Genomic DNA, 24,242 nt, shown 5'->3' on the forward strand with positions numbered 1-24,242 from the left:
TGCAGGGAAGAATGGATATCATGGATGGTTTCGCCGATCGCCGGCGTTGCCAACAAGACACCATGGCAAAGCCAGCCGTGACGGCCTTGATCTGAGGAAGGGCACAAAATGTTTCGCTACGACGTGCAAGCCGAGATCTGGGTCTATCCAGGCAAGGGCGGCTGGCATTTTGTGACGCTGCCGCCGGAGCTTGGGGCACGGATCAAGACGGCGATGGCGGGGATGGCACGCCCCTGGGGCTCGCTTGGCGTGGAAGCCGTCATCGGCCAGACCAGATGGCGGACATCGCTGTTTCCCGACAAGAAATCCGGCAGCCTGCTCTTGCCGATCAAGACGGCAGTGCGGGTCCGCGAAGGCCTCCGGGCTGGCGACACGGCCAAGCTGACGATCGAGATGCAGTTATGACAACATTGGTTCGGGCCGACGGCGATGCGCCATCCAGCGCAGAAATGAGCGCCGCGCCGGCCTCCCCTTGGCAAGCCGGCGGGCGGCTTGTATAGAGCCCGCCACCCTCAATTCCACTCTCCATCACAAGGACGACCCTATGGCGCTCGAACGCACCTTTTCCATGATCAAGCCGGACGCGACCCGGCGCAATCTCACCGGCGCCATCACCCAGATGCTCGAAGAAGCCGGCCTGCGCGTCATCGCCTCGCGCCGGGTATGGATGAGCCGCCGCGAGGCGGAAGGTTTTTATGCCGTCCACAAGGATCGTCCGTTCTTCGGCGAGCTGGTCGAGTCCATGTCGTCGGGCCCAACGGTTGTGCAGGTGCTGGAAGGCGAGAACGCCATTGCCAAAAACCGCGACGTGATGGGTGCTACCAACCCCGCCAACGCCGCCGAAGGCACCATCCGCAAGGTACACGCGCTGTCGATCGGCGAGAATTCCGTGCACGGCTCCGACGCGCCCGAGACCGCCGCGCAGGAGATCAAATACTGGTTCTCGGACACCGAGATCGTCGGCTGAGCCGATAAGCCCATCACCAGGTCATATGCAAAAAAGGCCGGCGCAATGCCGGCCTTTTTTTGTTGCGGCGATCCAGCACCGGACGCCGACGCCCTCCAACCGCGCATGCTCAAAAACCGAACCGGTTTTGAACGATCAGCTCGCAGCGTTGAAGCGCAGGATGACCCGGTCGTCCTTGTCGACGATGATGAGCTTGCCGGCGTCGACGTGATACGATGCCGCCTTGGCCAGCGCCTCGAACAGCGCCTTTTCCTCGGCCATGATCTCGGACGCGCAGGCCTTGAAGGTCGAACCAATGTCACCGATGGCGATCGTCGAACCGTCGACTTTGGCGGTGGCGAAATAGACGTTGCAAGGGCCGCTGCCGCCGGCCTTGCCGGCCTCGTCGATCCTGAACGTCGCCTGCGGCTCGGCGATCACGCCAATGCCGTCGATATACTCGACCAGCCAGCTCTGCCCGAACACCGGGGCCGTTGGCGGCTGCTCGCTCGACGTGACCATCTTCAGCATGATGGTCTGCGGCGCGTCGCTCAGCGGATCGACCTGATGGCTCATACCGGAGGTGAACAACAACCTGTCGTCGACTGTGATGCGCGCCTGCAGCGCATAAGTCGTATCAGGCCGGATCACCTGGGGATCGAAGCTGATCTCAAACTTGATCGGCACCTGGCCGGCCGGCGCCACCTTGTGCTCGCCGATGACAGCGGCCGGCGCGTCGGTCAGCGAGACGTCGGCAAGCTGCACGGAAAGCACGGCGTTGGGTGGCAGCGCGATGCGCTCGCGATATATCACCTCGCCCTTCAGGGTCTTCTCGGCAGCGACGGACAACGCAGGCACCACCAGTATACCAACGACCAGCGGCATGACACCGAAGATGAACAACGCGGCGATCCTGCCCAGCATGATCCTGCTCCCCATAGCGCACCAGACTGGTCGGAAGGTCTCGCAGGATTGCGGTGGTTCCGTGGCGCCTCACACGGGCTGTTCACACGGTGGTGCCTTTCGGCAGCTCGTTGCCCTGTGGTCGGCCTCCTTGGCGTGACGGGCGAAATACTGCTCACGCCACAGGCGATCACGAAGTCGTGTTCCAAAAAATGTAACGCAGGGAACCTCCGGACCGAACTGACCAATGCGCGCTTGAGGAGCAGCGCGCGCAACAACCCAATCGGAGGTGAAATCATGTCAACAAGATCAACCGTGAGCGCGGCCTTTCTGGCCGGCGCCGTTGCCACGGCTCTTGCTTCTTTTGCGACGGCCGCGCCGCTGTCCGAGGCAGAGGTCAAGGCGGCGATGGATGCCGGTAAGGAGAAGTGCTTTGGCGTCGCCCTGAAGGGGCAGAACGACTGCGCGGCAGGACCTGGCACCACCTGCCAAGGCACCTCGACTGTCGATTACCAGGGCAACGCCTGGAAATTTGTCGACGGCGGCACCTGCACGACGATGGACCTGCCCGGCGACCGCAAGGGCTCGCCCACGGAGCTGACCCGCGACATCCCATCGTAAGCAATGCAACCTGCCCGGAAAGCGGAGATGAAGATGAACGGACTGGCCCCAACATCCCGCGTGTCGAAGACCTCGCGCTTTCCGGCGCACCCGATCGCTGGCCTTGCCGGCACCAGTTTTAAGCATCAACATTTGCAGGGAATCATTGCCGGCGGCAGTAAGGACGGTTTCTTCGAGGTCCACGCCGAAAACTACATGGGCGCCGGCGGCCCGCCGCACGATGCGCTGACCAAGATCCGCCGCGACTATCCCGTTTCGCTGCACGGGGTGTGCATGTCGATCGGCGGACCGCGGCCGCTCGACAAAGTGCATCTCGGCCGTTTCAAGGCGCTCGTCGACCGCTATGAGCCTGCGCTCGTTTCCGAGCATCTCGCCTGGTCGACCCACGACACCACTTATTACAACGACCTGCTTCCGCTGCCCTATACGCCGGCAACGGTTTCGCGCGTGGCGGATCACATCGACGAAATGCAGGAGACGATCGGCCGCCCGATACTGCTCGAGAATCCCTCGACCTACGTCCTTTTCGCGGAATCGACGATGAGCGAGACAGATTTCATCCGCGCGCTGGTGCGGCGTACCGGTTGCGGCCTGCTGCTCGACGTGAACAACATCTTCGTTTCGGCCACCAACCACGACTATTCAGCGCTTTCCCACCTCGCGGACTTCCCGGTCGAGCATGTCGGCGAAATCCATCTGGCCGGGCACGCCGAGCAGGAGGATGACGAGGGCGATCTGCTGCTCATCGACAGCCATGACGGCCCGGTCGCCGACGCGGTCTGGAAGCTTTTCGATGTCGTCATCGGCCGATGCGGGCCGCTCCCGACGCTGATCGAATGGGATAGCGACATTCCCGATTGGCCGGTGCTCAAGGCGGAGGCCGCCGCCGCCCAAGCCATCCTCGACCGTCATGCCGACAGCTTGTTCGGAAAAGCCCATGCCGCAGGATGAGCTCCAGTCGCGCGATCTCGGCCGCCGGTTCGACTATGCCGCGGCATTCAGCGCCGGTTTGCTCGATCCTGACCGAGCCCCGCCTGACGTTGTCTCGGGGCCGAACGGGAAGGCTACGATCAAGCGCTATGCCGTCTACCGCAACAACGTCACGGTCAGCCTGATCGATGCGCTGGCCGCCAGCTTTCCGGCGACGCTGCGCATCACCGGCCCGGACTTCTTTCGCGCGATGGCGCGCTTTCATGTTCGCGAAACACCGCCCACCTCGCCGCTTCTATTCGAATACGGCCGCGACTTTCCCGATTTTATCGAACGTTACGAATACGCGCAGTCGATGCCGTGGCTGGCCGACGTAGCGCGCATGGAGCGGGCCTGGCTCGATGCTTATCATGCCGCCGACGCGGAACCGTTGGCTTCCGGAGCACTGGCCTCGATCCCGCCCGAACAACTGGCCGATACCGTGTTTGTGTCGCACCCGGCAACGCGCGCCATTCGCTCGCGCTATCCGGTCGTGACGATCTTTGCGGCCAACCGGAGCGAAGGTCCTGTCGGGCGAATCGAGGCGGGCGGCCCTGAAGATGCGCTGGTCACGCGGCCCGGCCTCGAGGTCTTTGTTCGCCACCTGCCGCCCGGCGGCGCGGTTTTCCTGGACCGTCTCATGGCGGGCGAGCCGCTCGGCGCGGCCGCCGCGGCAGCATTTGCGGAGCATGCCGAATTCGACCTTGCGGCCAACATTGCCGGCCTGCTGCAAGCAGGCGCCTTCACGGCGGCACATCAGGGAGGGTGAGCATGACCAACCATGAGCGGAACGTCAGCACCGGGCCGCGAGGGATCGCTGCCCTCGCCGAGAGGGTGAATGCCGCGCTGCGCACGGGTGCCACACCGTCGCTGACGCAGCTTGTCCTGCGCTGCGCGCTCGCCGTCCCGTTCTGGCGGTCCGGCGTCAACAAATGGGACGGTTTTTTGCAGTTGAACGAGGTCGCCGTGCTGCTTTTCAGTTCGGAGCTCAAGCTGCATCTGCCCGGCGGCCCTTACGATTTTCCCGCACCTGGGCTTGTGGCGTTCGTCTCAGGATCTGCGGAAATCCTGCTGCCAATTCTCCTTGTTCTCGGCCTGGCGACACGGCTGGCGGCATTCGGCCTGCTCGTAATGACGCTGGTCATACAACTCACCGTGCCCGACGGCTGGCCGCTGCACATCACCTGGGCGGCGATGGCGCTCGGCATCATGGCGTGGGGACCCGGCCGGATTGCGCTCGATCACTGGATCGGCACTGACAAGGGCTGATCGGGGGTTGATGGGATTCCCGCCCCTCCGGCGATGACGCGAAGCATCAATTTCGTTTCGGCACAGCCTGCTTCCAACGGCTTGCGGCCTCGTCGTCGGCCTCCTTGGCGTCGACCCAGCCGCCTTGCGAGCCGTCGGTATGGTGTTCCTTCTTCCAGAACGGCGCGCGCGATTTCAGATAGTCCATCAGGAAGTTCGCCGCCTCGAACGCCGCCTGCCGGTGCGCGGAGGCCGCGACCACCAGCACGATGTTCTCACCGGGCGCGATCCTGCCGTGGCGATGGATGGCGGTGAGGCCCTGCAGCGGCCAGCGGCCGACCGCCTCGGCGGCGATGCGGCCGATCTCGGCCTCGGCCATGCCGGGATAATGTTCGAGTTCGAGTGCCGCCAGCCTGCCCGCTTCATCGCGGCAGAGACCCGAGAAAGTCACCACGGCGCCGATGTCGGCGCGGCCTTGCGTCATCTTGGCGACCTCGGCGGCGACATCGAAATCCTCCGCCTGGATGCGCACCGTCGGCACCACCGCGCCGGGCATTTCAGCCACCCGTCATCGGCGGGAACAGCGCGATCTCGCGCGCGCCTGATATCTTCTCGCGGTGCTCGACATGTTCCTGGTTAATGGCGACGCGGATCACGTCAGGATATTGCAGCGCGTGCTCGTACTCCTCGCCGCGCGATTTCAGCCAGCGCAGCAGGTCGGCCACCGTCTCGATACCGGCGGGCAATTCGACGTCCTCTTGCGGCTTGCCGATCCGCTCGCGCACCCAGGCGAAATAGATGAGCCTCGTCGACATCCTACTCGTCCATGATGTGCTTGAGGCCGGCGCGGAAGTAGTCATAGCCGGTGTAAAGCGTCACCAAGGCGGCGATCCACAACAGCACCAGCCCGGTCTGGGTGGTCAGCGGGAAGATCTTGTCGCCGGCAGGTCCCGCGAGCAGGAAAGCGATGGCGACCATCTGAATGGTGGTCTTCCACTTTGCCAGCTGCGTCACCGGTACCGAGACCTTCAGCGCCGCCAGGTATTCGCGCAGGCCCGAGACCAGGATCTCGCGGCACAGGATGATGATCGCTGCCCACAGCGACCAGCCGGCGATGCCGGCATGCCTATCGGTGTCGGCCGCCAGCAGCAGCAGGCACGTGGCGACCAGCAACTTGTCGGCGATCGGATCGAGCATCTTGCCGATATTCGAGGTCTGCTGCCAGGCGCGCGCCAGATAGCCGTCGAAATAATCGGTGATCGAGGCCAGCAGAAAAATGATCAGTGCCGACCAGCGGGCGAAGTCGCTCGACTTCAGATGCCCTTCGAGAAAAAAACACAGCACAACCAGCGGCACCGCGAGAATGCGGACGTAGGTGAGCATGTTGGGCAGGTTGAATGCGCGCTGGGCCATATTTTTGGGAACTCTTTCTGCCTGCCTACTCAAATCAGAAGCGAATGTGGGGGGTCAACAGGCGATAGTCGATGGATCAACTGAAAATAGGCCGAATCCATCAGCTCTCGTGAAAATGGTTGTAGACCAGCTTCGCCACCTGCTCGGAAATGCCGTCGACCTTGACCAGATCCTCGATCGCGGCGCGGCTGACCGCCTTGGCGGTGCCGAAATGCATGAGCAGCGCGCGCTTGCGGCCCGGGCCGATGCCGCTGATCTCGTCGAGCGGGCTCTTGACCATCTCCTTCTTGCGGCGGGCGCGGTGCGAGCCGATGGCGAAGCGGTGGACCTCGTCGCGCAGCCGCTGGACGAAATAGAGCACCGGGTCGCGCACGGGGAGCGAAAACGGCGGCTTGCCCCTCACGAAGAAGCGTTCGCGGCCGGCGTCACGGTCCTGGCCCTTGGCGATGCCGATGGCCTGGACACGGTCCTCGATGCCGAGATCGGCGAGTATCTTGCGCACTGCCGTCATCTGGCCCTGGCCGCCATCGATGAGGATGACGTCTGGCCAGGCCGGGAAGCCGCCCGCATCCTCGATACCGTCGCCCTGTTCGGCCAGGGTGTCGTCCGCCGCCAGTTCGCTCTGCGGCATATCGCCATGTTCCTTCAGCAGCCGGGAAAAACGCCGCTCCATCACCTCGCGCATCATGCCGAAATCGTCTCCCGGCGTGATCTCGGTCGAGCGGATGTTGAATTTCCGGTACTGGTTCTTCACGAAGCCTTCCGGCCCGGCGACAACCATGGCGCCGACGGCGTTGGTGCCCATGATATGGGAGTTGTCATAGACCTCGATGCGCACCGGTGTTTTTTTCAGGCCGAAGGTCTCGGCGAAGCCGGTGAGCAATCTCCCTTGCGTCGAGGTCTCGGCCAGCCGGCGGCCGAGCGCCTCACGGGCATTCTGCAAGGCGTTGTCGGTCAAATCCTTCTTTTCGCCGCGCTGCGGCACCGAGATCGCCACCTTGCGACCCGCACGGGTGGAGAGCGCCTCCGCCAGCAATTCCTGGTCCTCGACGCCATGCGACAACAGGATGGTGCGCGGCGTCGGCTTGTCGTCATAGAATTGCGCCAGGAACGAGCCCAGCACCTCGGCCGCGTCCAGCGCCGGATCGGCCTTTGGGAAATAGGCGCGGTTGCCCCAGTTCTGACCGGTGCGGAAGAAGAACACCTGGATGCAGACCTGGCCGCCTTCCTGGTGGATGGCGTAGACATCGGCCTCGTCGACGGTCTGCGGGTTGATGCCCTGATGGCTCTGCACATGCGACAGCGCCGCCAGCCGGTCGCGATAGATGGCAGCGCGCTCGAAGTCGAGGTTTTCCGCGGCCTGCTGCATGGCGGCGGAGATATCAGTCTTCACTTTCTGGCTGCGGCCGGACAAGAAGTCCTTCGCCTCGGCGACCAGCCTGGCATAGTCACTATGCGAGATTTCGCCGGTGCACGGGCCGGCGCAGCGCTTGATCTGGAACAGCAGGCACGGCCGGGTGCGGTTCTCGTAGAAGGAGTTGGTGCAGCTCCTGAGCAGGAAAGCGCGCTGCAGCGAATTGATGGTGCGGCCGACGGCGCCGGCCGAGGCGAAGGGGCCGAAATAGTCGCCCTTGCGCGAGCGCGCGCCGCGATGCTTGTAGATGCCGGGCGAGACATGATCGCCGGTCAACAGGATGTAGGGGAACGACTTGTCGTCCCGCATCAGCACATTGAATCGCGGCCGCAAGCGCTTGATAAGGTTAGCTTCCAGCAGCAGCGCTTCGATCTCGGTGCGGGTGACGACGAACTCCATCGTCGCCGTCTCGCGCACCATGCGGCCGATGCGGCTGGTGTGGAAGCGGCCTTGCGCGTAATTGGTCACCCGCTTCTTCAGGCTGCGCGCCTTGCCGACATAGAGCACGTCGCCTGCGGCATTCATCATGCGGTAGACGCCGGGCGCGTTGGGCAGCCGTTTGACCAGGGTCTGGATGACTTCGGCGCCGACCATCCCGTCGGCATCGCCGGCATGCGGCGTCCAATCGATGGCCGTGAAGGCGACATCAGGACCGCCGGAACCGGGAGCTGACGGATCGACGATCTCCTCCGCCGCCTCGTCCTCGAGGTCGACCTCGGGGGGCAGGTCGTCGGCGGCGCCGCCTCGTTTGTGTTTCTGGTCCATGGGACTCATTCGATAATGCCTGTCACATCCGGCGTCTGCCATGCAAGGTGCTGGCCGCCGTCCAGCGCGATCATCTGGCCGGTGACCGAGCGCGCGCGCCAGAGATAGCGGATGGTGGCGCCGAATTCAGGCAATTCCGGGCCGCGCTTCAGGATCAGGCCGTCGACCTGCGCGGCAAAATCGCTGTCTTCCTGGCGCGCGCTCTTCAGTGTCGGGCCGGGGCCGATGGCGTTGACGCGAATGCGGGGTGCCAGCGCCTGCGCCATCATCTGCGTCTCTGTCCACAATGTCGATTTCGACAGCGCATAGGAGAAATAGCGTGGCGTCGGGCGCCAGACGCGCTGGTCGATCATATTGACGATCAGCCCGTCCTGGCCTTCCGGCAGAGCGCGGGCGAATTCTTGCGCCAAAAGTGCCGGCGCCTTCACATGGACGGCGAAGTGACGGTCCCAGGCAATCCAGTCGACGTCCTGAACCGTGTCGTCCACGAACAGCGAGGCATTGTTGACCAGCAGTGTAACAGGTCCGAGCGCGGCTGCGGCGCGGCCGACCAGGTCGCCGACCGCGGCCATGTCGGTCAGGTCGGCGGCGACCACAGCGGCGCGGCCATCCTGGCCAAAATGGCCGCCGTTGATCCGCGCAGCCAACGCTTCCGCCTCGGCCCGCGAGCGGTTGCAATGGATGGCGACAGCAAAACCGTTCGCGGCCAGATCCTCGACGATCGCCTTGCCGATCCGCTTGCCCCCGCCCGTCACCAGCGCCGTTCCAGCGGCCTTGCTCATCCTGTCAATCCTCAATGGGCTTCGATTTCAGCAAGTTGGCGAAATATGGCCGGCCAAGCGTTAAATGCCGTTTCGGACCTTGGGCAGCATTGTGGCAAAGCGGCCGGATCGGTCTTTCGACTGTGGGCCGGGACTCGGCCGTCAGACCGCAATATAGGGCTCCGGACCCCTTGCTCCAAGCGGTGTTCAGCGCGGCACGGCAAAGCCTCCTGACACTATCTGTTGCGCAGATACAACGTCAAAATTCAGCCTCATTCGTGCCCGGTAATGACCCAAGTTCAGGTTCGCTTCAGCCGCATTTCGACACGACATTCGAAACCGTTGAGCGCCAGACCCGTTTATCCCCCCGGCGGGTTGAGGGCGCTTGTGAAAAGCAAGCCTTTGCCTGTGGCTTAAGGAGTAAAGAACAATGCAAGCCAATCTTAAATTTGCGCGACCGCTGGCGGTGGCGTTTGGGCTCTTCGCCCTCGGCGGAACCGCCTATGCTGCTGACGTCATCTCGGAAGAGCCGCCGGCACCCGCCCCGATCGCCGAACTTCCGGTCGCTTCGTGGGCCGGTCCCTATGCTGGTGTGAGCGTCGGCTACGGCTTCAGCGGTCATGCTGATGCCGACGATTTCGGCGTCGACGTCGACACCGATGGATTCGTCGGCGGCGTCTTCGGCGGCTACCAGTGGCAGCAGGAGAACTTCGTGTACGGTGCTGAAGCCGATATCGGCTATAGCGGCATCGAGGGCGACGATGGTGGCGTCGAGGCCAAGGGTGGCTTCGAAGGTTCGCTGCGTGCCCGCCTCGGCTACGCCGTCACCCCGGAAATCCTGCTCTACGGCACCGCCGGTGGCGCGCTCAAGAACCAGGAGATCGAAGCCGCTGGTTCCAGCGACGAAAACACCATGCTCGGCTGGACGGCCGGCGTCGGTACCGACATCAAGATCACCGACAATGTGTTCGGCCGTGTCGAGTATCGCTACACCGACTTCGGCGACAAGGACTTCGACGGTATCGGCAAGGTCAAGTCGACCGACAACCGCGTCACCTTCGGCGTCGGTATGAAGTTCTAAAATCGTCCAAGCCACGACACGAAAAAGCCGGGCCTCGTGCCCGGCTTTTTTGTGATCCCTTCCCTAGGGCGGGATGCGTTTTAGCCGCATTTCTGCGACGCCTGATTCCACTTGGCTGAAAAATGCTCTAGCTGGGTGCCAGCCAGCTCACGCCGGGACGCAGGGTTTCAGCTCCGGAAACTTCTCGTCGAAGCGCGCTGCCCAGCGGACCAGCCGGCTGCGGCCCTTTTCCCATTTTCCGGCAAAGCGCAGCGAAAGATAGCCAAGGCAGGCGCGCAGCGCCAGCTGGCCGGCGGTGATCTTCTTCGGCAGCTTTGGCGGATTGGCGTTGAGCAGATCGAGCGCACTGGTGATCTTCGCCCACTGGCGGTCGAGCCAAGGCTGGTAGACCATGTCTTCGGGGCGCGTGCGCCGCTCATAGACCATCGACAGCGCGCAGTCGCAGATGCCGTCGGCCAGTGCCTCCAGCACTTCTGCCTCGAGGCGCTTGTCGGGATTGCGCGGGAACAGCGCGTTCTTCGACATGCGGTTGAGATGCTGGATAATGGCGCGGCTGTCGTGGACCGAGCGGCCGTCGTCGAGCACCAGCACCGGGATCTTGCCGAGCGGATTGGCGTCGATCAGCTCGGCCGGCTTGTCTTCGGTTTTTATCGGCACGAGATCGACGGCGATGCCGGCATAAAGCGCGGCCATGCGCACCTTGGAACTGTAGGGTGACGTGGAGGCGTAGAGCAGTCTGGGCATGATCGGGTTCCTGATTGCCGAGTACAGAGCGCGTGGACGCGCAAACAATGCTGTAGCACTTAGAATTTGCGCATGATCCATTTCCGCGACACTGTTGGCCGGGCATCCCTGCATGATCAACAGCCCACAGCCGGAAAAACCGGGCGCCACGGGCGAACGACCGTTCCTCTGCGATCTTGAGGCAATGAGCGGTACGGCAGTTGCAGCCCAAGAGAATCTGACCAGGTCAGACAGACCCGAACCTAGCCACCGGTCTTTGCACCGAGAATTCCTCTGCAGGCACAGAGAAATGCCCCACCGGACTTCGCCGTGCGGCGAAGTCCTGGGAGTTGCGAAAAGCTGTCTTCCCTCCGCCTCTATTCTTGCCAGAGCACTGACTCTGCGAGCGAGGCGCCTGTCCGGCACCCGCCCTCAACGGTCTTCAGCACTGTCCTCCGCGAGCGAAGAAACGCGATTACTTCTTGGCCTTCGCCTTCGCGGGCACTGCCTTCGGCTTGGCCGCCGGCGCTGCTTTCTTCACCGCTACCGAAGACTTCGCTGCAGCCGCTTTCTTTGCCGGCGCAGCCTTCTTGGCCGGTGCAGCCTTCTTTATCGGCGCAGTCTTGGCAGGTGCTGCTTTCTTCGTTGCCGGCTTCGCCGGGGCTTTTGCAGCCGGCTTCTTGGCAGGTGCTGCCTTGGCCTTGGCTGGTGCTGCTTTCTTCACTGCCGGTTTTGCCGCGGCTTTCGCGGCCGGCTTCTTGGCCGGCGCTGCTTTTGCCTTGGCTGCGGCGGCCTTCGGCTTGGCAGCAGGTGCTGCTTTCTTCACAGCGGCTGCGGCCTTTGCCGCCACCGCTTTTACTGGTGCTTTCTTTGCCGGTGCCTTCTTTGCCGGTGACTTGGATGCCGGCGCTTTGGATGACTGTTTAGCCATATCATGCCCCTTAGTTGTGCCGACGGCCGTTAATGACCCGGCGCGTAATGCATATCTGACTCGCGCTTGTCTAGCCAGCGAAGCATCAGCATGATTTTTTCAGTTTAAGTTTTGGTTACCGGCGACACACGCTCGTGCTGATTTCGCAAAATGCCGCTGCTGCTCTTCGATCTTTGCCGACGGTTTGCTACAGACATTCTGCGCGCTTTGCCGGACCAATCTCGCTACGAAGCGCTGAAGGTTAGCAAGCGTTTTGCTCGTTGATCATCGACCGGCAACACCATGATGGGCTGCTTCAACGATCTCATCGTCTTGTGCAACCGGACGATCTACACAAGCTACAAAAGCAAAACGCGGCCCGCTCGCGCCAGGACCTTGCCTGCGTTCGAGAGGGCAATTTTTGCTAAGGTTGACAGATTACTCTATTCAGCAGAGTATTCTGCAGTATGCGGGAGAAGCGCATGTCATTCGCGCAAGATCAAGCGGCGCTGTCCCAGATCAGTGAGACTGAACGCCGGACACCACAGCAGGCCCGATGATGGCTGCCGACGAAATCATCCACCAGAGCGTGCGTCTCAGGATCATGGCCACGCTGAATTCTCTGGAAAGGCGCAAAGCGCTGGAATTCGCCCGATTGAAGGCCATCGTCGATGCGACCGACGGCAATCTCGGCGCGCATATCGATACGCTTGCCAAGGCGGGATATGTCGATGTCGAAAAGCTGTTTGTCGGACGCCGGCCGCAAACGCGGGTCAAGGCGACCTCAATCGGACGGCGCGCCTTTCGCGGTCACGCCGCCTTCCTTCGCACCATCCTCGATGAGGCGGAGCAGCCAGGTAAACGCGATCAGCGCAGGACGCGGCAGCGGCCGTTGTAGACCATCCAGCGGTCGAAGCCCGAGACGCAGAATTCGACATTGTCGCCGATCGAGGCAAAGCCCTGCCCTTCCTCGATCAGATACCAGATGGTGCGGGCGTGGCCGTCGGACAGGCTGACGGTGGCGCCGCAATAACGGCGGCCGATCGGCCAGGTTTCGTTGGCCGGCAGATAACGGTGCTGATGGATCCCCTGGAAATGGGTGATCTCGACATCGGGCAGATTCGGCACGTGGTGCACCTGGTAGGAGAAGCGGCTGGTGATCTTGTTCAGCACCCAAGCCTCACCGCAAACGCCGCTATCTTCGTCGACGTAGACGGCAAGGTCGGCCGCCTTTGCTGCCTGGGTGACAGCGAGGGACGTGCCGAGCGGCGTGCAAAGGGCGATCAGTGCGGCAAGGGCGGATTGGGCGAAGCGAGTCATGGCAGCCTCTTATGGTCGATTGCGCGCACTGTGCGGATTCGCTTGCGCGCGGTCAAGCGGTTGTAGAGACAATGGTTTCCTAGTTCGAAATCGCCTTCAGCCAGGACAGGCGCGCGAATATCTCTGCCGCCCTACGCCGCCAGCCATTCCAGCGTCCAGTGCGCTGGTTTTTCAACGACAAGCAATGTGTGCAGGGCCGGCAGCAGCGTGCGCAATTCGCCTTCCAGCGTGAACGACGGGTTGACCACCACCATGCCGCTGCCGTCGAGGCTGGGCTCGGCCGATGGCGGCCTGATCTCGAAGCCGATGTCGAGCAGCTTCGGGACGCCTGACTGCACCAGCGCCTTCCGGAAGGCGGCGACCGCCTTGCGGTCTTTGACCGGATACCACAAAGCATAGATGCCGCCGGGCCAGCGCTTGTGGGCTTTCCGAAGCCCGTCAACGAGGCGGTCGAACTCGCCCTCTTCCTCGAAGGGCGGATCGACCAGCACGAGGCCGCGCTTTTCCTTGGGCGGCAGATGCGCGCCGAGCGCCAGCCAACCGTCGAGCTCGATCACCCGGGTCTGGAAATCGCCTTGGAATAGCGCCCTCAGTTTCGCGGCATCCTGGCGATGCAATTCGATCGCCGACAGCCGGTCCTGCTTGCGCATGAGATGACGCGCGATCAGCGGCGAGCCCGGATATTTTTTCACGCCGCCTTCGGGATTGAGCGAACGGACAGCTTCCAGATAAGGCGCCAGTAGTGCTGCCGCGGGGGCGCCGATCTCGGCGCCGACCAGCCGGCCGATGCCGCCTTGCCATTCGCCGGTCTTTTGCGCTTCAGTCGACGACAGGTCGTAGCGGCCGATCCCGGCATGGGTATCGATGACGCGAAACGCCTTGTCCTTCTGTTTCAAATATTCGACGAGCCGGCTCAGCACGACATGCTTGACGACATCGGCGAAGTTTCCGGCGTGATAGGCGTGGCGGTAGTTCATGCGATACTCAATTCGACGACCCGCCCCTGCCCCAGCGCGGCGGTGGCGGCTGCGAATTCGGATTTTGCGGCCGCCGGCCGCCGAAACGCAACGCCAGCAGCAACCCGATCAGGCCGGCCGCCATCAGCGAGAAGCCGACCGGCCGCGCCCGGCTGTCGATCTCGCCGACGCCGGAGCGCAGCACGAGGTCCACCGCCCGCATCTCGATGCCCTCGGCGTCGCCGGGGCCAACGGTGAAGAAGTACGGGCCGGGGCTGACCGTCGGGATCAGGCCTGCCTCATCGCGAAAGATCTTGTCGGGCAGTTGCGGACTGAACTGGCGCGGATTTTCCGAATGGGTGAACTGCAGCGTCGAGGCGAGCACCGTCCTGCCGCCGGTGGCGGCGGTCAGCGTCAGCACGGTGCGCTGTTGCGAGACGACAATGCGTTCGGCCCTGGCGGTGAGGTCGACCAGCACCCGCACCGGCGCGTCGCGGCCGGTCAGCGGCACCGTCACCGGCTTGAACCGGCCTTGTTCGTAGACCCGCCAGGTGCCGATCTCACGGCCGGAGAAATTGGTCATCGCCCAGGGATAGACGACGCCGATGCCGGTGCCGGCGAGCAGGATCAGAAGAAACAGAAAGCGCATGCGCTCGACTACCTTGGCCCTTGTTGTTTGACCATGATCTTATCCGAAAACCGGTTCCCACTTTTTGCTTCGCTGACCTTTCGGTTCGGGATCATGGTCTAGCGCCCCGCGGGCGCGCGTTTCCATCTCGTCCCAGAGCCATGTCGAGGCCGAGATCGAATGTCGTATCGAATTCGGCGGTGCCAAGATAGACAATAGCATCGGACCCAAAGGTGGGAACCGGTTTTGGGAGAATCCGAATGATCTGAGCGCCCGATAAGGAGGATCAGCCCTTCCCCTTCTGGAGGCCCGATTCCAATGCGCGCTTTTCAGTCTCATCGAACAAATGCAGATGTTGCGGCGGGAACGCCACCGTCACCGTCGGGCCGGCCGTCAGCGCGGCCCGGTCGAGCGTGAAGACGTTGAATGGCAGCCCATGCAGGCCAAGATGCAGGATGATGCCGAAGCCGGTCGGCTCGATCAGGTCGACCGTCGCCCTCAGGCTGCCCTCCGAGCCCGGCGACATCTCGACATGCTCCGGCCGGATGCCGAGCGTTACCGCCGCGCCTTCCTCGAGTTGATAGGCTGACGATAGCGCAATCAGCGTTCCATCTGGCAGTCGTGCGCCGGCCGTCTCTCCGCTGACCTCGTAGCGGGCCGACAGAAAATTCATGGCCGGCGATCCGATGAAGCCGGCAACGAACAGGTTGGCCGGGCGGTCGTAAAGCTCCAGCGGGCTGCCGACCTGCTGCACCACGCCCTCATGCATGGCGACGATCCGGTCGGCCAAGGTCATCGCCTCGATCTGGTCGTGGGTGACATAGATCGAGGTCGCGCCGAGATCGCGGTGCAGCTTCTTGATCTCTGCCCGCATCTGCTCGCGCAAGCGCGCGTCGAGATTGGACAGCGGCTCGTCGAACAGGAATGCCTTGGGCTGTCGCACGATCGCGCGGCCCATCGCCACGCGCTGGCGCTGACCGCCCGACAATGCCTTCGGCCGCCGCGCAAGCAGCGGCTGCAGCTCAAGCTTCCGGGCCGCATTGCTGACAGCGGCCGTGATCTTCTCGCGGGCGGCCTTACGGATCCGCAAGCCATAACTCATGTTCTCGGCGACGTTCATGTGTGGGTAGAGCGCGTAGGACTGGAACACCATGGCGATGTCGCGGTCCTTGGGTGCCCGCTCATTGACGCGCATGCCGTCGATCCGGATCTCACCTTCGGTCACCTCCTCAAGGCCGGCGATCATGCGCAGCAGCGTGCTCTTGCCGCAGCCGGACGGCCCCACCAACACCACGAACTCGCCGTTCTTTATCGACAAGTCGACGCCGTGCAGCACGGAGACGATGCCGAAATTCTTGCGGACATTGCGGATGTCGATCGATGCCATGAAACCTCACTCAGCCCTTGACCGCGCCGGCCGTCAGGCCCTGGACCAGATAGCGCTGGATGAACAGGAAGAAGAGGCAGGCCGGGATCAGCGCCAGCACGCCGGCCGCCATCATCTGCCCGAAATCGACCGAAAACTTCGATACGAAGGTGAGCAGACCGACCGGAAACGTGGCGGCACTGTTGCCCGAAATCAGCATCAGCGCGAACAGCAGTTCGCTCCATGCGGCGGTGAATACAAAACCCAGCGTCGCGGCAATGCCGGGCAGCGTCAGCGGCAGGACGATCTGGCGAAACGCCATGAACTGCGTGGCGCCATCGATCTTGGCCGCCTCCTCCAACTCCTTGGGAATGCCGTCGAAAAACGACTGCATCAGGAACGTCGCGAAGGGGATGTTGAAGGCGGTGTAGACGACCACCAGCCCGGTCAGGCTGTTGGTCAGCCCGAGCGGCGAGAGCATCTTGAAGATCGGCGCGACCAGCATCACCAATGGAAACATCTGGGTGAGCAGCATCAGCGCGACCAGCCAGTATTTGCCGCGGAAGGTGAAACGCGACAACGCATAGCCGGAGAGGGACGCGAGCAGCGTCACGATCACGGCCGTCGCGCCGGCAACGATCATGCTGTTCCTGAAGAAGACCGGGAATGCACTGTGGGCAAGCACGAAGCGGAAATGTTCAAAGCTCATCCGCGACGGCCACATCCGCACGCCCTCCGAATAGAGCAGGTCGTTCGGCGTCACCGATACTTTCAACAGCCAGAACAGCGGGAACAGCGCAAAGACCACATAGCAGAGGATCGCCAGGCGGTGCAGCGCGGTGCCGAAGGTCAAATACCTGTTCATCTGGTCATCCCCCGACCCATCACGACCGATCCATCAGGACTTGCCGGAGCATGACGATCAGCATCGAGTAGGCGAGCAGCAGGACGAGCAGCACCAGCGCAATGGCCGAGGCATAGCCGAAATCAAGGGCTCTGAAGGCCTGCGTGAAGATGTAGCTCGCGACGATCTGCGTGCGGTCGGCCGGCCCGCCGCTGGTCATGACGATGATCAGGTCGGCGAAGTTCGAGATCCAGACAGTGCGCAACAGCACGGTGATCGCAATGGTCGGCGCAAGGAATGGCAACGTGATCGACGTGAACCGCCTGATCGCGCCGGCGCCGTCGATCGCCGCCGCCTCGTAGAGGTCGCGCGGGATGGCCTGGAGCGCGGCCAGCAGCGTGATGGCGAAGAAGGGAATGCCCCACCAGACGTTGGCGATGATCGGTCCCCACATGGCGAGCTGAGGATTGGAAAGGATGTTGGCCGGCTCGCTCATGAGGCCGAGCGCATAAAGCCAATGCGGCAGCGGTCCGATGACGGGGTTGAACAGCCACGCCCAGTTGAGCCCAGTGAGAAAAGTCGGCACCGCCCAGGGCAGGAACACCAGCGCCTGCGCTATGGCGCGGCCGGCAAACGGCCGGTCGAGCAACAGCGCCAGGACCAGTCCGAACACGAACTGCAGGAAGACGGACGCGCCGGTCCACCACAGCGTGTTGCGCAGCGCCCGATAAAAATTATCGTCGTCATAAAGGGTGCGAAAATGATCAAGCCCGACATACCCGCCAGAGAAGGGATTGAGCAAGTGCACGTCACGGAAGGCGTAGGACAGGCCTAGCACCAGCGGCGCCAGCATGATGGTGACGATCAGAATCAGCGCCGGGGCGGTGTAAAGATATGGCTCGGCGTGGCGCGTGATCCGGTCGACCAGCGACCGGCGGCGCGATTCCGGGAACCCGGCGGTGGCGTCAAAAACCATCAGCTAACGCTTTCGTTCCAACTGGCCATCCTTCCAATCGACCATGGACGAGACCTATCGGAGCCACCCGGCGATTGGCGGCTCCGATGCTCTAGGTCCGCCGTTTATTTCTTGGCCAGGTACTTCTGCTGCGCCTTGGTCAGATAGTCGGCCCACTGGTTGGCCATTTCCTCGGGCGTGATGTCGCCGAGCAATGCCTGTTGACTGGTCTTGATGACCATCGAGTCCTTGAAGAAGGCGAACTCCTCGAGATAGGTCGGCATGACCGTCGGCACCGCATCCTTGTCCTCGAGTTCGGCGAACCAGCCCTTGAACTGCTCGCTTGCGTAGAAGGGATCCTTTTCGGCCGACTTGTGGACCGGCAGCGCACCGGTGCGCTTGTTCCACTCGATATTGCCCTCGGGCCCTTCGAGCGTTTCGATCAGCTTCCAGGAGAGGTCCTTGTTCTGGCTGGCCGCCATCATCGACCAACCGGCATAGCCGATGGTCGGGAACGTCTTGCCGGACGGCCCCTTCGGCATGGTCGTGACGCCGTAGTCTTCCGGCTTCATCCGCTCGGCGATTGCGATCAGCGCGTCTGGATCCTGATCAAGCATTGCGCAGGTGCCGGTGTAGAATCCGGCGACGATTTCGTTAAAACCCCAGTTGACGCTGTCCTTCGGTGCCAATCCCTTCTTGTACAGGTCGACGACCCAGGTCAGTCCCTTGACCCAGCCTTCGCTGTTCATCGTCGAGGTGCCGTCTTCATTGAAGAACTTGTTGGAGCCGGCCATGGTTGCGCCGAACATGATCCAGCCGTTGAGGCCGCCCGGCCCGCCGCGCAGGCAGTAGCCATATTTGCCTGGAAGCTTGGATACTTTTTCCGACGCCGCCACGAACTCGTCCATCGTCTTGGGCGGCTCGGCGACACCAGCCTCCTGGAACAGCTTCTTGTTGTAGAACATCGCCCGGAGATAGAAGCCATAGGGCAGCATGTAGGCGGTGTTGTTCACGTCGCGGCCGAGTTCGAGCGCGCGATCAGTGAGGCCCGAGGTGTGCTCCCATTTGGCAAGATAGGGTTCGAGGCTTTCGAGAAGGCCGTTATTGGCATAGAGCGACAGCCAGGTATCCGGCATCTCCATGACGTCGGGGATTTCGCCGGCGGAGACCATAGTCGCGAATTTCTGGAACGCCTCGCCCCAGGGCAGCGAGATCACCTCGACCTTCGTGCCCGGGTTGGCAGCCTCGAATTTGGACACGATCGATTTCAGGGTTTCGGTGCGCTCGGGGCTGGTGATCACTTCCACGAGCTTCAGCGTCGTGTCGGCGAGTGCAGCACCCGACATCAGTACGGTGGCGAATGCGGCGATAAGAAGCTTCTTCATTTTCCGTTCCCTTCTTGTCTGGTTGCTTCAGGTCTTTTCTTCGGAAGCGGCTGTGATAGCCGTTTCCAGGTCACTCCACAGCGCCTCGGTTCCCTCGAGGCCGACATGGAGACGCACGGACCGCGGATGGACGCCGAACGCCATCGCGGAATTGGGTTGGGCTTTCTGCTGCAGTACGACCTCGCCGGGCACAATGAGGCTTTCGTGGCCGCCCCAGGACACGCCCAGCTTGAACAGCTTGAGGCGGTCGGCAAACGTCCGGATGTCGATGCCGTCGCGGAAAACAAATGAGAACAGGCCCGACGTGCCGGTGAGCCCCGCCGGAAGCTGGTTGGCCAACCCCGGATGGCAGACTTTCTCGACGATCGGATGATCCTGCAGGCGCCGTGCGATTTCGAGGCCGGAGGCCTGATGCGCGCGCATGCGGATCGGCAGTGTGCGCAGGCCGCGGATCAAGAGCCAGGCGTCGAATGGCGACAGCTTGCCGCCGAGATACGGATAGGCTTCGCCGCGGATGCGACCGATCAAGTCCTTCGAGCCCGCGACCACGCCGGCCACGACATCGCTGTGGCCACCCAGATACTTGGACGCGGAGTGGACCACCACATCGACGCCGAGCGACAGCGGCCGCTGGAAGACCGGGCTGGCCCAGCTGTTGTCGATGATGGTCGGAATGCCGTGGGACTTTGCCAGCGCAGCGAGCGCACCGATGTCATGGGCTTCCATGACCCAGCTGGTCGGGCTTTCCATATAGAACAGCTTGGCGCCAGGCAGGGCGCTCGCGACAGCGGCTTCGTCGCGCCCGTCGACATAGGTCACCTCGATGCGCATGCGCGCGAGCAGCGTCCCGAACAGCCGGAACGCGTCCGGGTAGATATGCCTGACCGCGACGATGCGGTCGCCCGGTTCGACGAAGCTCAGCACTGCCGACGAGATGGCGGACATGCCGCTTGCAAAACCGATCGCGTCCTCGGCGCCCTCCAGCTTTGCCAGCATTTCCTCGAACATGCGCACGGTCGGGTTCAGCCCGCGCGTGTAGGTCGGCCGCACCTTTTCGCCGCGGTACGTCTCGAGCATCACGTCATAGTTCGGGAAGGTGAAGAGCGAGGTCTGCACGATCGGCGGCACGACGGCATCGAAGGCGTTGCCCTCGTCATGCGCGGCGATCAGCGATGCCTGGTCGAAAAAATCGGGACCGTTCATTTCGACATTTCCTCGATATCCTCTTCCACGATCTCGAGGATCTTCAGCGTTTTTCCCCGCGCCAGCTCCGCGTTCCTGGCGACGATCGCATCGAACAGCTCGCGGTGATACGGGAACGATCGCCGCGCGAAATCCTGCCGGTCAAAAGGATGGTCCCAAAAGCGCTCGAACGCTTCGCGCATCTGCCCCAGGAGCTGCCGGAAAAGCGGGTTGTGCGTGGCGTCGTAGACGGCCAGGTGAAAGGCCAGGTCTTCCGGACCCGACGTGCCGGTGGCGAGATGGACGCGCTCCATCTCGATGAGTTTTTCCTCGATCGTCCGCAGATCGTCGACAGTCCTCCGCCGCGCCGCGACCATGCTTGCCTCGGCCTCGATGCCGCGGCGTACCTCGAGGGTGTGCAAGAGACCATCGCGCAGCTCTGCCGTATCGAGCGACAGCGGCAAATGGATCGTGCCGGCGGATATCGGCTTGAGCAGATAGGTACCGCTGCCTTTGCGGGTCTCGGTGACGCCGAGCGCTTCGAAACGCCCCATCGCCTCGCGTATCGTCGAGCGCCCGACGGAAAGCGCGGCCATCAATTCGCGTTCGGTCGGAAGCCGGTCACCGCTCTTCAGCGCAGCGCGCTCGACATAGTCGGCCAGCGCTTCCATGACCTGCTTGCCGCGATCCAACGGCGGGAGCGTGGCGATTGCCACACGCGTGGCAGGTGCCCCGGGCAGTTCGCCGCGCGCTCGCATGGGTACCTACATCCAAAATTGGTCTGACATCTTAGCAGTTTTGCGCGCGGCCGACCTTTCGTCAAGTGCCGTGGGCAGTGTCTCAGTTTGCATTTGGCTCACGACCCGCTGTGGAGACCTTAAACCTGCCGCAAAGGCTTCCTCTGCGACGTTGCAAAAATCAGATGCAAAAACTGTCGTTTAAACGGGGATTTTGCGACAGTCGCTTTGAGCCCAAAAGCTACCGTTCAGCCTCATCCTGGAGAGAGGCCATCGAGGAGGAAACCGAGGCCTTTCCGAAAGGTGCCACCCCAATCGTTATCCAACAGCAGACGAGAGCGTTCGATCGTAGGGTAGCGTTCGCTGAGACGTGTAAGGCGTTGCTGCGCGGCGGCCCTGTCGTCGTCCGAGAGGTCGAAGCTCGCCCGGGTGATGGTGGCGCCCATCACATAGTTCCAGAGCGACCATATCACGACGTTCAGATCTGCGTCCGCAACCCCGGCTCTGGACAAGGCCTTGCTCAGCAGTTCTAGGCGACTGAGGATGTTCGGGCCGAGCGCCCGGCGCGGCAACAGCGATGCCGACCAAGGATGGCGCAGCATGCTGGCGCGCCAGTCTTCGAGCATATGAACGACTTCTCCGCGCCAGTCTCGAGACTCAACTATTTGCGGCGGTCCGCGATATTCGAGCACCGAGTCGAGCGCCAGATCAAAGACATCCTCTTTGTTGTCGACGTGCCAATATAGGCTCATCACGCCCGAACCGAGGCGATCGGCCAGCCGACGCATCGTCAATCCGTCGACTCCCTGGGCGTCCAGCAGTTCTACCGCGGTCGCCACGATGCGTTCCCGAGAGAGCGGCGGTTCACTGCGCGGCTCCTGCACGGGCTGGAGCCGCTCATTTATCCCTCGTTTGCTCCGGGCGCCGCTGCGTTTTGCAGCCATCCGTCTCCCTCGCTGTTCAGAACGTCGATTTTGACCGGCAAAGCGGCGAATGTCGATCTTGAACGATTGACTCGTACGGCGTACCATACGATGACTCGTACGTCGCACGAGTCATCGTATGGGCGATACGGTTAAAGTTCAATCATGCCGGCCGCGAGGGTACGTTGCTCGCAGAGCCAAGAGAAAATCATGTCACGCGCAATCAAGCATCTTATCGGAGGGCTAATCGTCATGACCATCGGAGTTCCCACTGCGACGACAGCAAATGAGAATGATCTCAAGCTGACCATCGTCAATCCACAAAACCTCTACGACCCGTCGCCGAATGGCTACAGCACGGCGGTGATCGCGCCTCGCGAAGCCCGGGTGGCATATATCTCCGGGCAGGGCGGCCAGGACAGCACGGGAGCCTTGTCGCCCGACTTCGCTGTCCAGGTGAAACAGGCATATGCGAACCTGCGCACCGCGCTTGAGGGGATCGGTGCGAAGCCCAATCAGGTCGCCAAGCTCACGGTCTTCGTGGTCGATCATGATATGTCCAAGCTTGAGGTGTTGACCAAGAACGTGAAGAAAATGTTCGGTGAGGCGCTGCCGGCGCAGACCCTGATTCCCGTTCCCAAGCTTGCAATTGACCCCATGCTCTTCGAGGTGGAGGCCGTCGTCATTCTGGAGTAGTGATGCCGGTCGCCCTTCGCACATATCCTGAGCTTCGCGATAGTTTCACCCTGTCCATCCGGTCAATGGTTTGCCTGTCGCAAATTTCCCTCGCAAAAATGGGTGTTTCGCGGACGATTTTTGGGACAGCCGCAAGGGGCGCTCGCCACCCGAATGCGACGGTCATTTAGTGTGGGATCGAGGAGCCGAATGTGATGGCATTGGATGGCGTACGTGCCTTGGTATTCGACGTATTCGGCACTGTCGTCGATTGGCGCAGCGGCGTGGCGCGCGAAGCTGAACCGTTCCTGAAGCGGCATGGAGCAGGATCCGCCATTCCTACCGCTTTCGCGGATGCGTGGCGCAGCCGTTACTCCCCAGCGATGGAGGAGGTGCGCAGCGGCCGGCGGCCTTTTACACGGCTCGACGTGCTGCATCGGGAGAATCTGGAAGCTGTTTTGCCAGAATTCGGGATCGACCCGGCTTCGGTGCCAGCGTCGGAGCTGGACGAACTGAACCGGGCATGGCACCGATTGGAGCCATGGCCGGACGCGGTGGCCGGCCTCACACGGCTCAAGGCCCGCTATATCATCGCGCCGCTCTCGAACGGTAACATCGCCCTCATGCTCAACATGGCGAAGCGTAGTCGCATCCCTTGGGATGCCATCCTCGGCGCCGAAGTCGTGCGAGCGTACAAGCCGATGCCGGAAGCCTATCTTCGCACCGCTGACGTCCTGGCAATGAAGCCAGTTGAGATCTGTCTTGTGGCCGCCCACAATGGCGACCTAGCAGCGGCTCGGCTATGCGGATTGCGAACAGCCTTTGTCCCGCGTCCGACCGAGCACGGGTTAGCGCAGACCACGGACTCGCATCCTGATCAGGCCTGGGATTTGGTGGCCAGCGACTTCATTGACTTGGCTGAACGGCTTCAATTGTAGCGCGTCCCAACGATCAGCAAACCACCCCCCTTCAGGGTTCTTCCACCTTTGGGTCCGATGCTCTCTTCGGCGTCGCGACCCAATTGCTCCGCGATCTATCCGGGTTGCGGATAGCCAAGATGGGAGGCTTTACTACGCCTTGCGTTCCCAGCGCCGGTCCCGCCCTTCACCGAGCGACTGCCAGAATCCCGAGCACCGACGCGACGGTGGCGAGCAGGATTCGAACGTTGTGGACCATGAGCCAGGTGTCTAGCCGGGCGGGCACCTGATCCAGGAGAATCGACTTGGTGGCGAATTGCGCGTTGGTCGGAAGGAACCAGGCCATAGTGAGAACCAGAACGGCAGCGACACAGGCGATCGCCCCGATCCACAGTGCACGTATTCCTCCCTCGCCTCGCTCCAGCCGAGCCAGAGCGAACCGATCAGGCCGATGAGGGTCGGAACGACGACAAGGGGGATCGTTCTTATGATGAACCGGTCGTTCTGGCTAAACCAGTCGAGGAATTCGGCAGCCGGAAGGCTCTTCCAGTAGCCGCCCAACGTTACGCCGATCGTCAGCATGACGCCGGCGAACATCGC

The 24,242-nt window shown here is 62.5% G+C and carries 29 protein-coding genes; 11 read left to right on the forward strand and 18 right to left on the reverse strand.

The features are described 5' to 3' along the window. Nucleotides 1-108 precede the first annotated feature (108 nt). Both IHQ72_RS25805 and ndk read left to right on the forward strand, forming a co-directional pair. A complete protein-coding gene (locus IHQ72_RS25805) occupies nt 109-405 on the forward strand; it encodes a DUF1905 domain-containing protein (RefSeq protein ID WP_192362266.1) in 297 nt (98 codons plus the stop codon). A gap of 139 nt (nt 406-544) precedes the next feature. Then, nucleotides 545-967, forward strand: coding sequence for a nucleoside-diphosphate kinase (gene ndk, locus IHQ72_RS25810; protein WP_029354318.1), 423 nt, complete (start codon nt 545-547; stop codon nt 965-967). Nucleotides 968-1,102: 135 nt separating this feature from the next. On the opposite strand, the gene IHQ72_RS25815 is transcribed toward ndk, so the two are convergent. After that, entirely contained in the window at nt 1,103-1,870 is a 768-nt protein-coding gene (locus tag IHQ72_RS25815; protein WP_258118128.1) for a YbaY family lipoprotein, read from the reverse strand. A gap of 276 nt (nt 1,871-2,146) precedes the next feature. On the opposite strand from IHQ72_RS25815, the gene IHQ72_RS25820 reads away from it, so the two are divergent. Genes IHQ72_RS25820 through IHQ72_RS25835 form a run of 4 tightly spaced genes read left to right on the forward strand, consistent with a single transcriptional unit; the run spans nt 2,147 to nt 4,708 of the window. Next, nucleotides 2,147-2,470, forward strand: a complete 324-nt coding sequence (locus tag IHQ72_RS25820; protein WP_095483227.1) for a BufA1 family periplasmic bufferin-type metallophore — start codon at nt 2,147-2,149, stop codon at nt 2,468-2,470. A 27-nt stretch (nt 2,471-2,497) separates the two neighbouring features. After that, a complete protein-coding gene (gene bufB / locus IHQ72_RS25825; protein ID WP_258118132.1) occupies nt 2,498-3,421 on the forward strand; it encodes an MNIO family bufferin maturase in 924 nt (307 codons plus the stop codon). Continuing rightward, nucleotides 3,408-4,208, forward strand: a complete 801-nt coding sequence (locus IHQ72_RS25830; RefSeq protein WP_258118133.1) for an HvfC/BufC N-terminal domain-containing protein — start codon at nt 3,408-3,410, stop codon at nt 4,206-4,208. The genes bufB and IHQ72_RS25830 overlap by 14 nt, the downstream gene beginning before the upstream one ends. Before the next feature lie 2 nt (nt 4,209-4,210). Beyond that, nucleotides 4,211-4,708, forward strand: a complete 498-nt coding sequence (locus tag IHQ72_RS25835) for a DoxX family protein (RefSeq protein WP_258118134.1) — start codon at nt 4,211-4,213, stop codon at nt 4,706-4,708. Nucleotides 4,709-4,754: 46 nt separating this feature from the next. Here IHQ72_RS25835 and IHQ72_RS25840 read toward each other — a convergent pair whose 3' ends face one another. The 5 genes from IHQ72_RS25840 to IHQ72_RS25860 all read right to left on the reverse strand — a co-directional run bounded on the left by IHQ72_RS25840 (nt 4,755) and on the right by IHQ72_RS25860 (nt 9,061). Further along, a complete protein-coding gene (locus tag IHQ72_RS25840; RefSeq protein WP_258123932.1) occupies nt 4,755-5,243 on the reverse strand; it encodes a molybdenum cofactor biosynthesis protein MoaE in 489 nt (162 codons plus the stop codon). A gap of 1 nt (nt 5,244) precedes the next feature. Further along, entirely contained in the window at nt 5,245-5,502 is a 258-nt protein-coding gene (gene moaD / locus IHQ72_RS25845) for a molybdopterin converting factor subunit 1 (RefSeq protein ID WP_023800670.1), read from the reverse strand. Nucleotide 5,503: 1 nt separating this feature from the next. Further along, nucleotides 5,504-6,100, reverse strand: coding sequence for a CDP-diacylglycerol--glycerol-3-phosphate 3-phosphatidyltransferase (gene pgsA, locus IHQ72_RS25850; RefSeq protein ID WP_065008950.1), 597 nt, complete (start codon nt 6,098-6,100; stop codon nt 5,504-5,506). A gap of 100 nt (nt 6,101-6,200) precedes the next feature. Continuing rightward, nucleotides 6,201-8,288: an excinuclease ABC subunit UvrC gene (uvrC, locus tag IHQ72_RS25855; RefSeq protein ID WP_258118136.1), complete on the reverse strand. Its 2,088-nt coding sequence runs from the start codon at nt 8,286-8,288 to the stop codon at nt 6,201-6,203. Next, nucleotides 8,285-9,061, reverse strand: coding sequence for an SDR family oxidoreductase (locus tag IHQ72_RS25860; RefSeq protein WP_258118137.1), 777 nt, complete (start codon nt 9,059-9,061; stop codon nt 8,285-8,287). Before IHQ72_RS25860 ends, uvrC begins: the two co-directional genes overlap by 4 nt. A gap of 409 nt (nt 9,062-9,470) precedes the next feature. Here IHQ72_RS25860 and IHQ72_RS25865 point away from each other — a divergent pair, with 409 nt between their 5' ends. Then, nucleotides 9,471-10,121, forward strand: coding sequence for an outer membrane protein (locus IHQ72_RS25865; protein WP_258118139.1), 651 nt, complete (start codon nt 9,471-9,473; stop codon nt 10,119-10,121). A gap of 147 nt (nt 10,122-10,268) precedes the next feature. Here IHQ72_RS25865 and IHQ72_RS25870 read toward each other — a convergent pair whose 3' ends face one another. Then, nucleotides 10,269-10,865: a glutathione S-transferase family protein gene (locus tag IHQ72_RS25870; RefSeq protein ID WP_258118141.1), complete on the reverse strand. Its 597-nt coding sequence runs from the start codon at nt 10,863-10,865 to the stop codon at nt 10,269-10,271. A 461-nt stretch (nt 10,866-11,326) separates the two neighbouring features. Between IHQ72_RS25870 and IHQ72_RS25875 the strand changes: the two genes are divergently transcribed. Together IHQ72_RS25875 and IHQ72_RS25880 are read left to right on the forward strand one after the other, a co-directional pair. After that, complete coding sequence (locus tag IHQ72_RS25875; protein ID WP_258118142.1) at nt 11,327-11,869, forward strand: hypothetical protein; 543 nt, start codon at nt 11,327-11,329, stop codon at nt 11,867-11,869. A 444-nt stretch (nt 11,870-12,313) separates the two neighbouring features. After that, nucleotides 12,314-12,652, forward strand: coding sequence for a transcriptional regulator (locus tag IHQ72_RS25880; RefSeq protein ID WP_258118144.1), 339 nt, complete (start codon nt 12,314-12,316; stop codon nt 12,650-12,652). Here IHQ72_RS25880 and IHQ72_RS25885 read toward each other — a convergent pair. From IHQ72_RS25885 to IHQ72_RS25930, 10 genes are all read right to left on the reverse strand, one after another. Further along, complete coding sequence (locus IHQ72_RS25885) at nt 12,622-13,074, reverse strand: hypothetical protein (RefSeq protein WP_258118146.1); 453 nt, start codon at nt 13,072-13,074, stop codon at nt 12,622-12,624. The genes IHQ72_RS25880 and IHQ72_RS25885 overlap by 31 nt on opposite strands. Nucleotides 13,075-13,205: 131 nt before the next feature. Next, nucleotides 13,206-14,051, reverse strand: a complete 846-nt coding sequence (locus IHQ72_RS25890; RefSeq protein ID WP_258118147.1) for a 23S rRNA (adenine(2030)-N(6))-methyltransferase RlmJ — start codon at nt 14,049-14,051, stop codon at nt 13,206-13,208. Between the two features lie 7 nt (nt 14,052-14,058). Next, nucleotides 14,059-14,679, reverse strand: a complete 621-nt coding sequence (locus IHQ72_RS25895; protein WP_258118148.1) for a hypothetical protein — start codon at nt 14,677-14,679, stop codon at nt 14,059-14,061. A 265-nt stretch (nt 14,680-14,944) separates the two neighbouring features. Beyond that, nucleotides 14,945-16,045, reverse strand: coding sequence for an ABC transporter ATP-binding protein (locus IHQ72_RS25900; protein WP_258118149.1), 1,101 nt, complete (start codon nt 16,043-16,045; stop codon nt 14,945-14,947). 10 nt (nt 16,046-16,055) lie between these two features. Then, complete coding sequence (locus tag IHQ72_RS25905) at nt 16,056-16,889, reverse strand: carbohydrate ABC transporter permease (protein ID WP_258118150.1); 834 nt, start codon at nt 16,887-16,889, stop codon at nt 16,056-16,058. 19 nt (nt 16,890-16,908) lie between these two features. Further along, the gene (locus IHQ72_RS25910) at nt 16,909-17,844 is read right to left on the reverse strand and encodes a carbohydrate ABC transporter permease (protein WP_258118151.1); all 936 of its coding nucleotides are present in this window, start codon (nt 17,842-17,844) and stop codon (nt 16,909-16,911) included. A 104-nt stretch (nt 17,845-17,948) separates the two neighbouring features. Next, on the reverse strand, nt 17,949-19,208 hold the full coding sequence (locus IHQ72_RS25915; RefSeq protein WP_258118152.1) for an ABC transporter substrate-binding protein: 1,260 nt from the start codon (nt 19,206-19,208) through the stop codon (nt 17,949-17,951). A gap of 27 nt (nt 19,209-19,235) precedes the next feature. Next, nucleotides 19,236-20,411, reverse strand: coding sequence for a PLP-dependent transferase (locus IHQ72_RS25920; protein WP_258118153.1), 1,176 nt, complete (start codon nt 20,409-20,411; stop codon nt 19,236-19,238). Continuing rightward, nucleotides 20,408-21,148: a FadR/GntR family transcriptional regulator gene (locus tag IHQ72_RS25925; protein WP_095519601.1), complete on the reverse strand. Its 741-nt coding sequence runs from the start codon at nt 21,146-21,148 to the stop codon at nt 20,408-20,410. Before IHQ72_RS25925 ends, IHQ72_RS25920 begins: the two co-directional genes overlap by 4 nt. Nucleotides 21,149-21,381: 233 nt before the next feature. Continuing rightward, nucleotides 21,382-22,071 (reverse strand): TetR/AcrR family transcriptional regulator, encoded by a 690-nt coding sequence (locus tag IHQ72_RS25930; protein ID WP_258118154.1) that lies wholly within the window; start codon nt 22,069-22,071, stop codon nt 21,382-21,384. A 189-nt stretch (nt 22,072-22,260) separates the two neighbouring features. On the opposite strand from IHQ72_RS25930, the gene IHQ72_RS25935 reads away from it, so the two are divergent. Next, nucleotides 22,261-22,746, forward strand: coding sequence for a RidA family protein (locus IHQ72_RS25935; RefSeq protein ID WP_258118155.1), 486 nt, complete (start codon nt 22,261-22,263; stop codon nt 22,744-22,746). A 194-nt stretch (nt 22,747-22,940) separates the two neighbouring features. Beyond that, a complete protein-coding gene (locus IHQ72_RS25940) occupies nt 22,941-23,663 on the forward strand; it encodes a haloacid dehalogenase type II (RefSeq protein ID WP_258118156.1) in 723 nt (240 codons plus the stop codon). 166 nt (nt 23,664-23,829) lie between these two features. Here IHQ72_RS25940 and IHQ72_RS37185 read toward each other — a convergent pair whose 3' ends face one another. Continuing rightward, the gene (locus IHQ72_RS37185; RefSeq protein ID WP_374120409.1) at nt 23,830-24,075 is read right to left on the reverse strand and encodes an anthrone oxygenase family protein; all 246 of its coding nucleotides are present in this window, start codon (nt 24,073-24,075) and stop codon (nt 23,830-23,832) included. Nucleotides 24,076-24,242: the final 167 nt, after the last annotated feature.

Source organism: Mesorhizobium onobrychidis (genome assembly GCF_024707545.1).
Classification (GTDB): Bacteria; Pseudomonadota; Alphaproteobacteria; order Rhizobiales; family Rhizobiaceae; genus Mesorhizobium; species Mesorhizobium onobrychidis.

Excerpts from the sequence above, each read along its gene's own strand:
- IHQ72_RS25890 (WP_258118147.1), bottom strand. The coding sequence starts at position 14,051 with ATGAACTACCGCCACGCCTATCACGCCGGAAACTTCGCCGATGTCGTC.
- IHQ72_RS25860 (WP_258118137.1), bottom strand. The coding sequence starts at position 9,061 with ATGAGCAAGGCCGCTGGAACGGCGCTGGTGACGGGCGGGGGCAAGCGG.
- IHQ72_RS25925 (WP_095519601.1), bottom strand. The coding sequence starts at position 21,148 with ATGCGAGCGCGCGGCGAACTGCCCGGGGCACCTGCCACGCGTGTGGCA.
- uvrC (WP_258118136.1), bottom strand. The coding sequence starts at position 8,288 with ATGAGTCCCATGGACCAGAAACACAAACGAGGCGGCGCCGCCGACGAC.
- IHQ72_RS25840 (WP_258123932.1), bottom strand. The coding sequence starts at position 5,243 with ATGCCCGGCGCGGTGGTGCCGACGGTGCGCATCCAGGCGGAGGATTTC.
- IHQ72_RS25915 (WP_258118152.1), bottom strand. The coding sequence starts at position 19,208 with ATGAAGAAGCTTCTTATCGCCGCATTCGCCACCGTACTGATGTCGGGT.
- IHQ72_RS25870 (WP_258118141.1), bottom strand. The coding sequence starts at position 10,865 with ATGCCCAGACTGCTCTACGCCTCCACGTCACCCTACAGTTCCAAGGTG.
- moaD (WP_023800670.1), bottom strand. The coding sequence starts at position 5,502 with ATGTCGACGAGGCTCATCTATTTCGCCTGGGTGCGCGAGCGGATCGGC.
- IHQ72_RS25830 (WP_258118133.1), top strand. The coding sequence starts at position 3,408 with ATGCCGCAGGATGAGCTCCAGTCGCGCGATCTCGGCCGCCGGTTCGAC.
- IHQ72_RS25820 (WP_095483227.1), top strand. The coding sequence starts at position 2,147 with ATGTCAACAAGATCAACCGTGAGCGCGGCCTTTCTGGCCGGCGCCGTT.
- IHQ72_RS25930 (WP_258118154.1), bottom strand. The coding sequence starts at position 22,071 with ATGGCTGCAAAACGCAGCGGCGCCCGGAGCAAACGAGGGATAAATGAG.
- IHQ72_RS25815 (WP_258118128.1), bottom strand. The coding sequence starts at position 1,870 with ATGCTGGGCAGGATCGCCGCGTTGTTCATCTTCGGTGTCATGCCGCTG.
- IHQ72_RS25865 (WP_258118139.1), top strand. The coding sequence starts at position 9,471 with ATGCAAGCCAATCTTAAATTTGCGCGACCGCTGGCGGTGGCGTTTGGG.
- IHQ72_RS25885 (WP_258118146.1), bottom strand. The coding sequence starts at position 13,074 with ATGACTCGCTTCGCCCAATCCGCCCTTGCCGCACTGATCGCCCTTTGC.
- ndk (WP_029354318.1), top strand. The coding sequence starts at position 545 with ATGGCGCTCGAACGCACCTTTTCCATGATCAAGCCGGACGCGACCCGG.
- IHQ72_RS25900 (WP_258118149.1), bottom strand. The coding sequence starts at position 16,045 with ATGGCATCGATCGACATCCGCAATGTCCGCAAGAATTTCGGCATCGTC.
- IHQ72_RS25835 (WP_258118134.1), top strand. The coding sequence starts at position 4,211 with ATGACCAACCATGAGCGGAACGTCAGCACCGGGCCGCGAGGGATCGCT.
- IHQ72_RS25910 (WP_258118151.1), bottom strand. The coding sequence starts at position 17,844 with ATGGTTTTTGACGCCACCGCCGGGTTCCCGGAATCGCGCCGCCGGTCG.
- IHQ72_RS25895 (WP_258118148.1), bottom strand. The coding sequence starts at position 14,679 with ATGCGCTTTCTGTTTCTTCTGATCCTGCTCGCCGGCACCGGCATCGGC.
- IHQ72_RS25805 (WP_192362266.1), top strand. The coding sequence starts at position 109 with ATGTTTCGCTACGACGTGCAAGCCGAGATCTGGGTCTATCCAGGCAAG.
- bufB (WP_258118132.1), top strand. The coding sequence starts at position 2,498 with ATGAAGATGAACGGACTGGCCCCAACATCCCGCGTGTCGAAGACCTCG.
- IHQ72_RS25940 (WP_258118156.1), top strand. The coding sequence starts at position 22,941 with ATGGCATTGGATGGCGTACGTGCCTTGGTATTCGACGTATTCGGCACT.
- pgsA (WP_065008950.1), bottom strand. The coding sequence starts at position 6,100 with ATGGCCCAGCGCGCATTCAACCTGCCCAACATGCTCACCTACGTCCGC.
- IHQ72_RS25935 (WP_258118155.1), top strand. The coding sequence starts at position 22,261 with ATGTCACGCGCAATCAAGCATCTTATCGGAGGGCTAATCGTCATGACC.
- IHQ72_RS25880 (WP_258118144.1), top strand. The coding sequence starts at position 12,314 with ATGGCTGCCGACGAAATCATCCACCAGAGCGTGCGTCTCAGGATCATG.
- IHQ72_RS25905 (WP_258118150.1), bottom strand. The coding sequence starts at position 16,889 with ATGAACAGGTATTTGACCTTCGGCACCGCGCTGCACCGCCTGGCGATC.
- IHQ72_RS25920 (WP_258118153.1), bottom strand. The coding sequence starts at position 20,411 with ATGAACGGTCCCGATTTTTTCGACCAGGCATCGCTGATCGCCGCGCAT.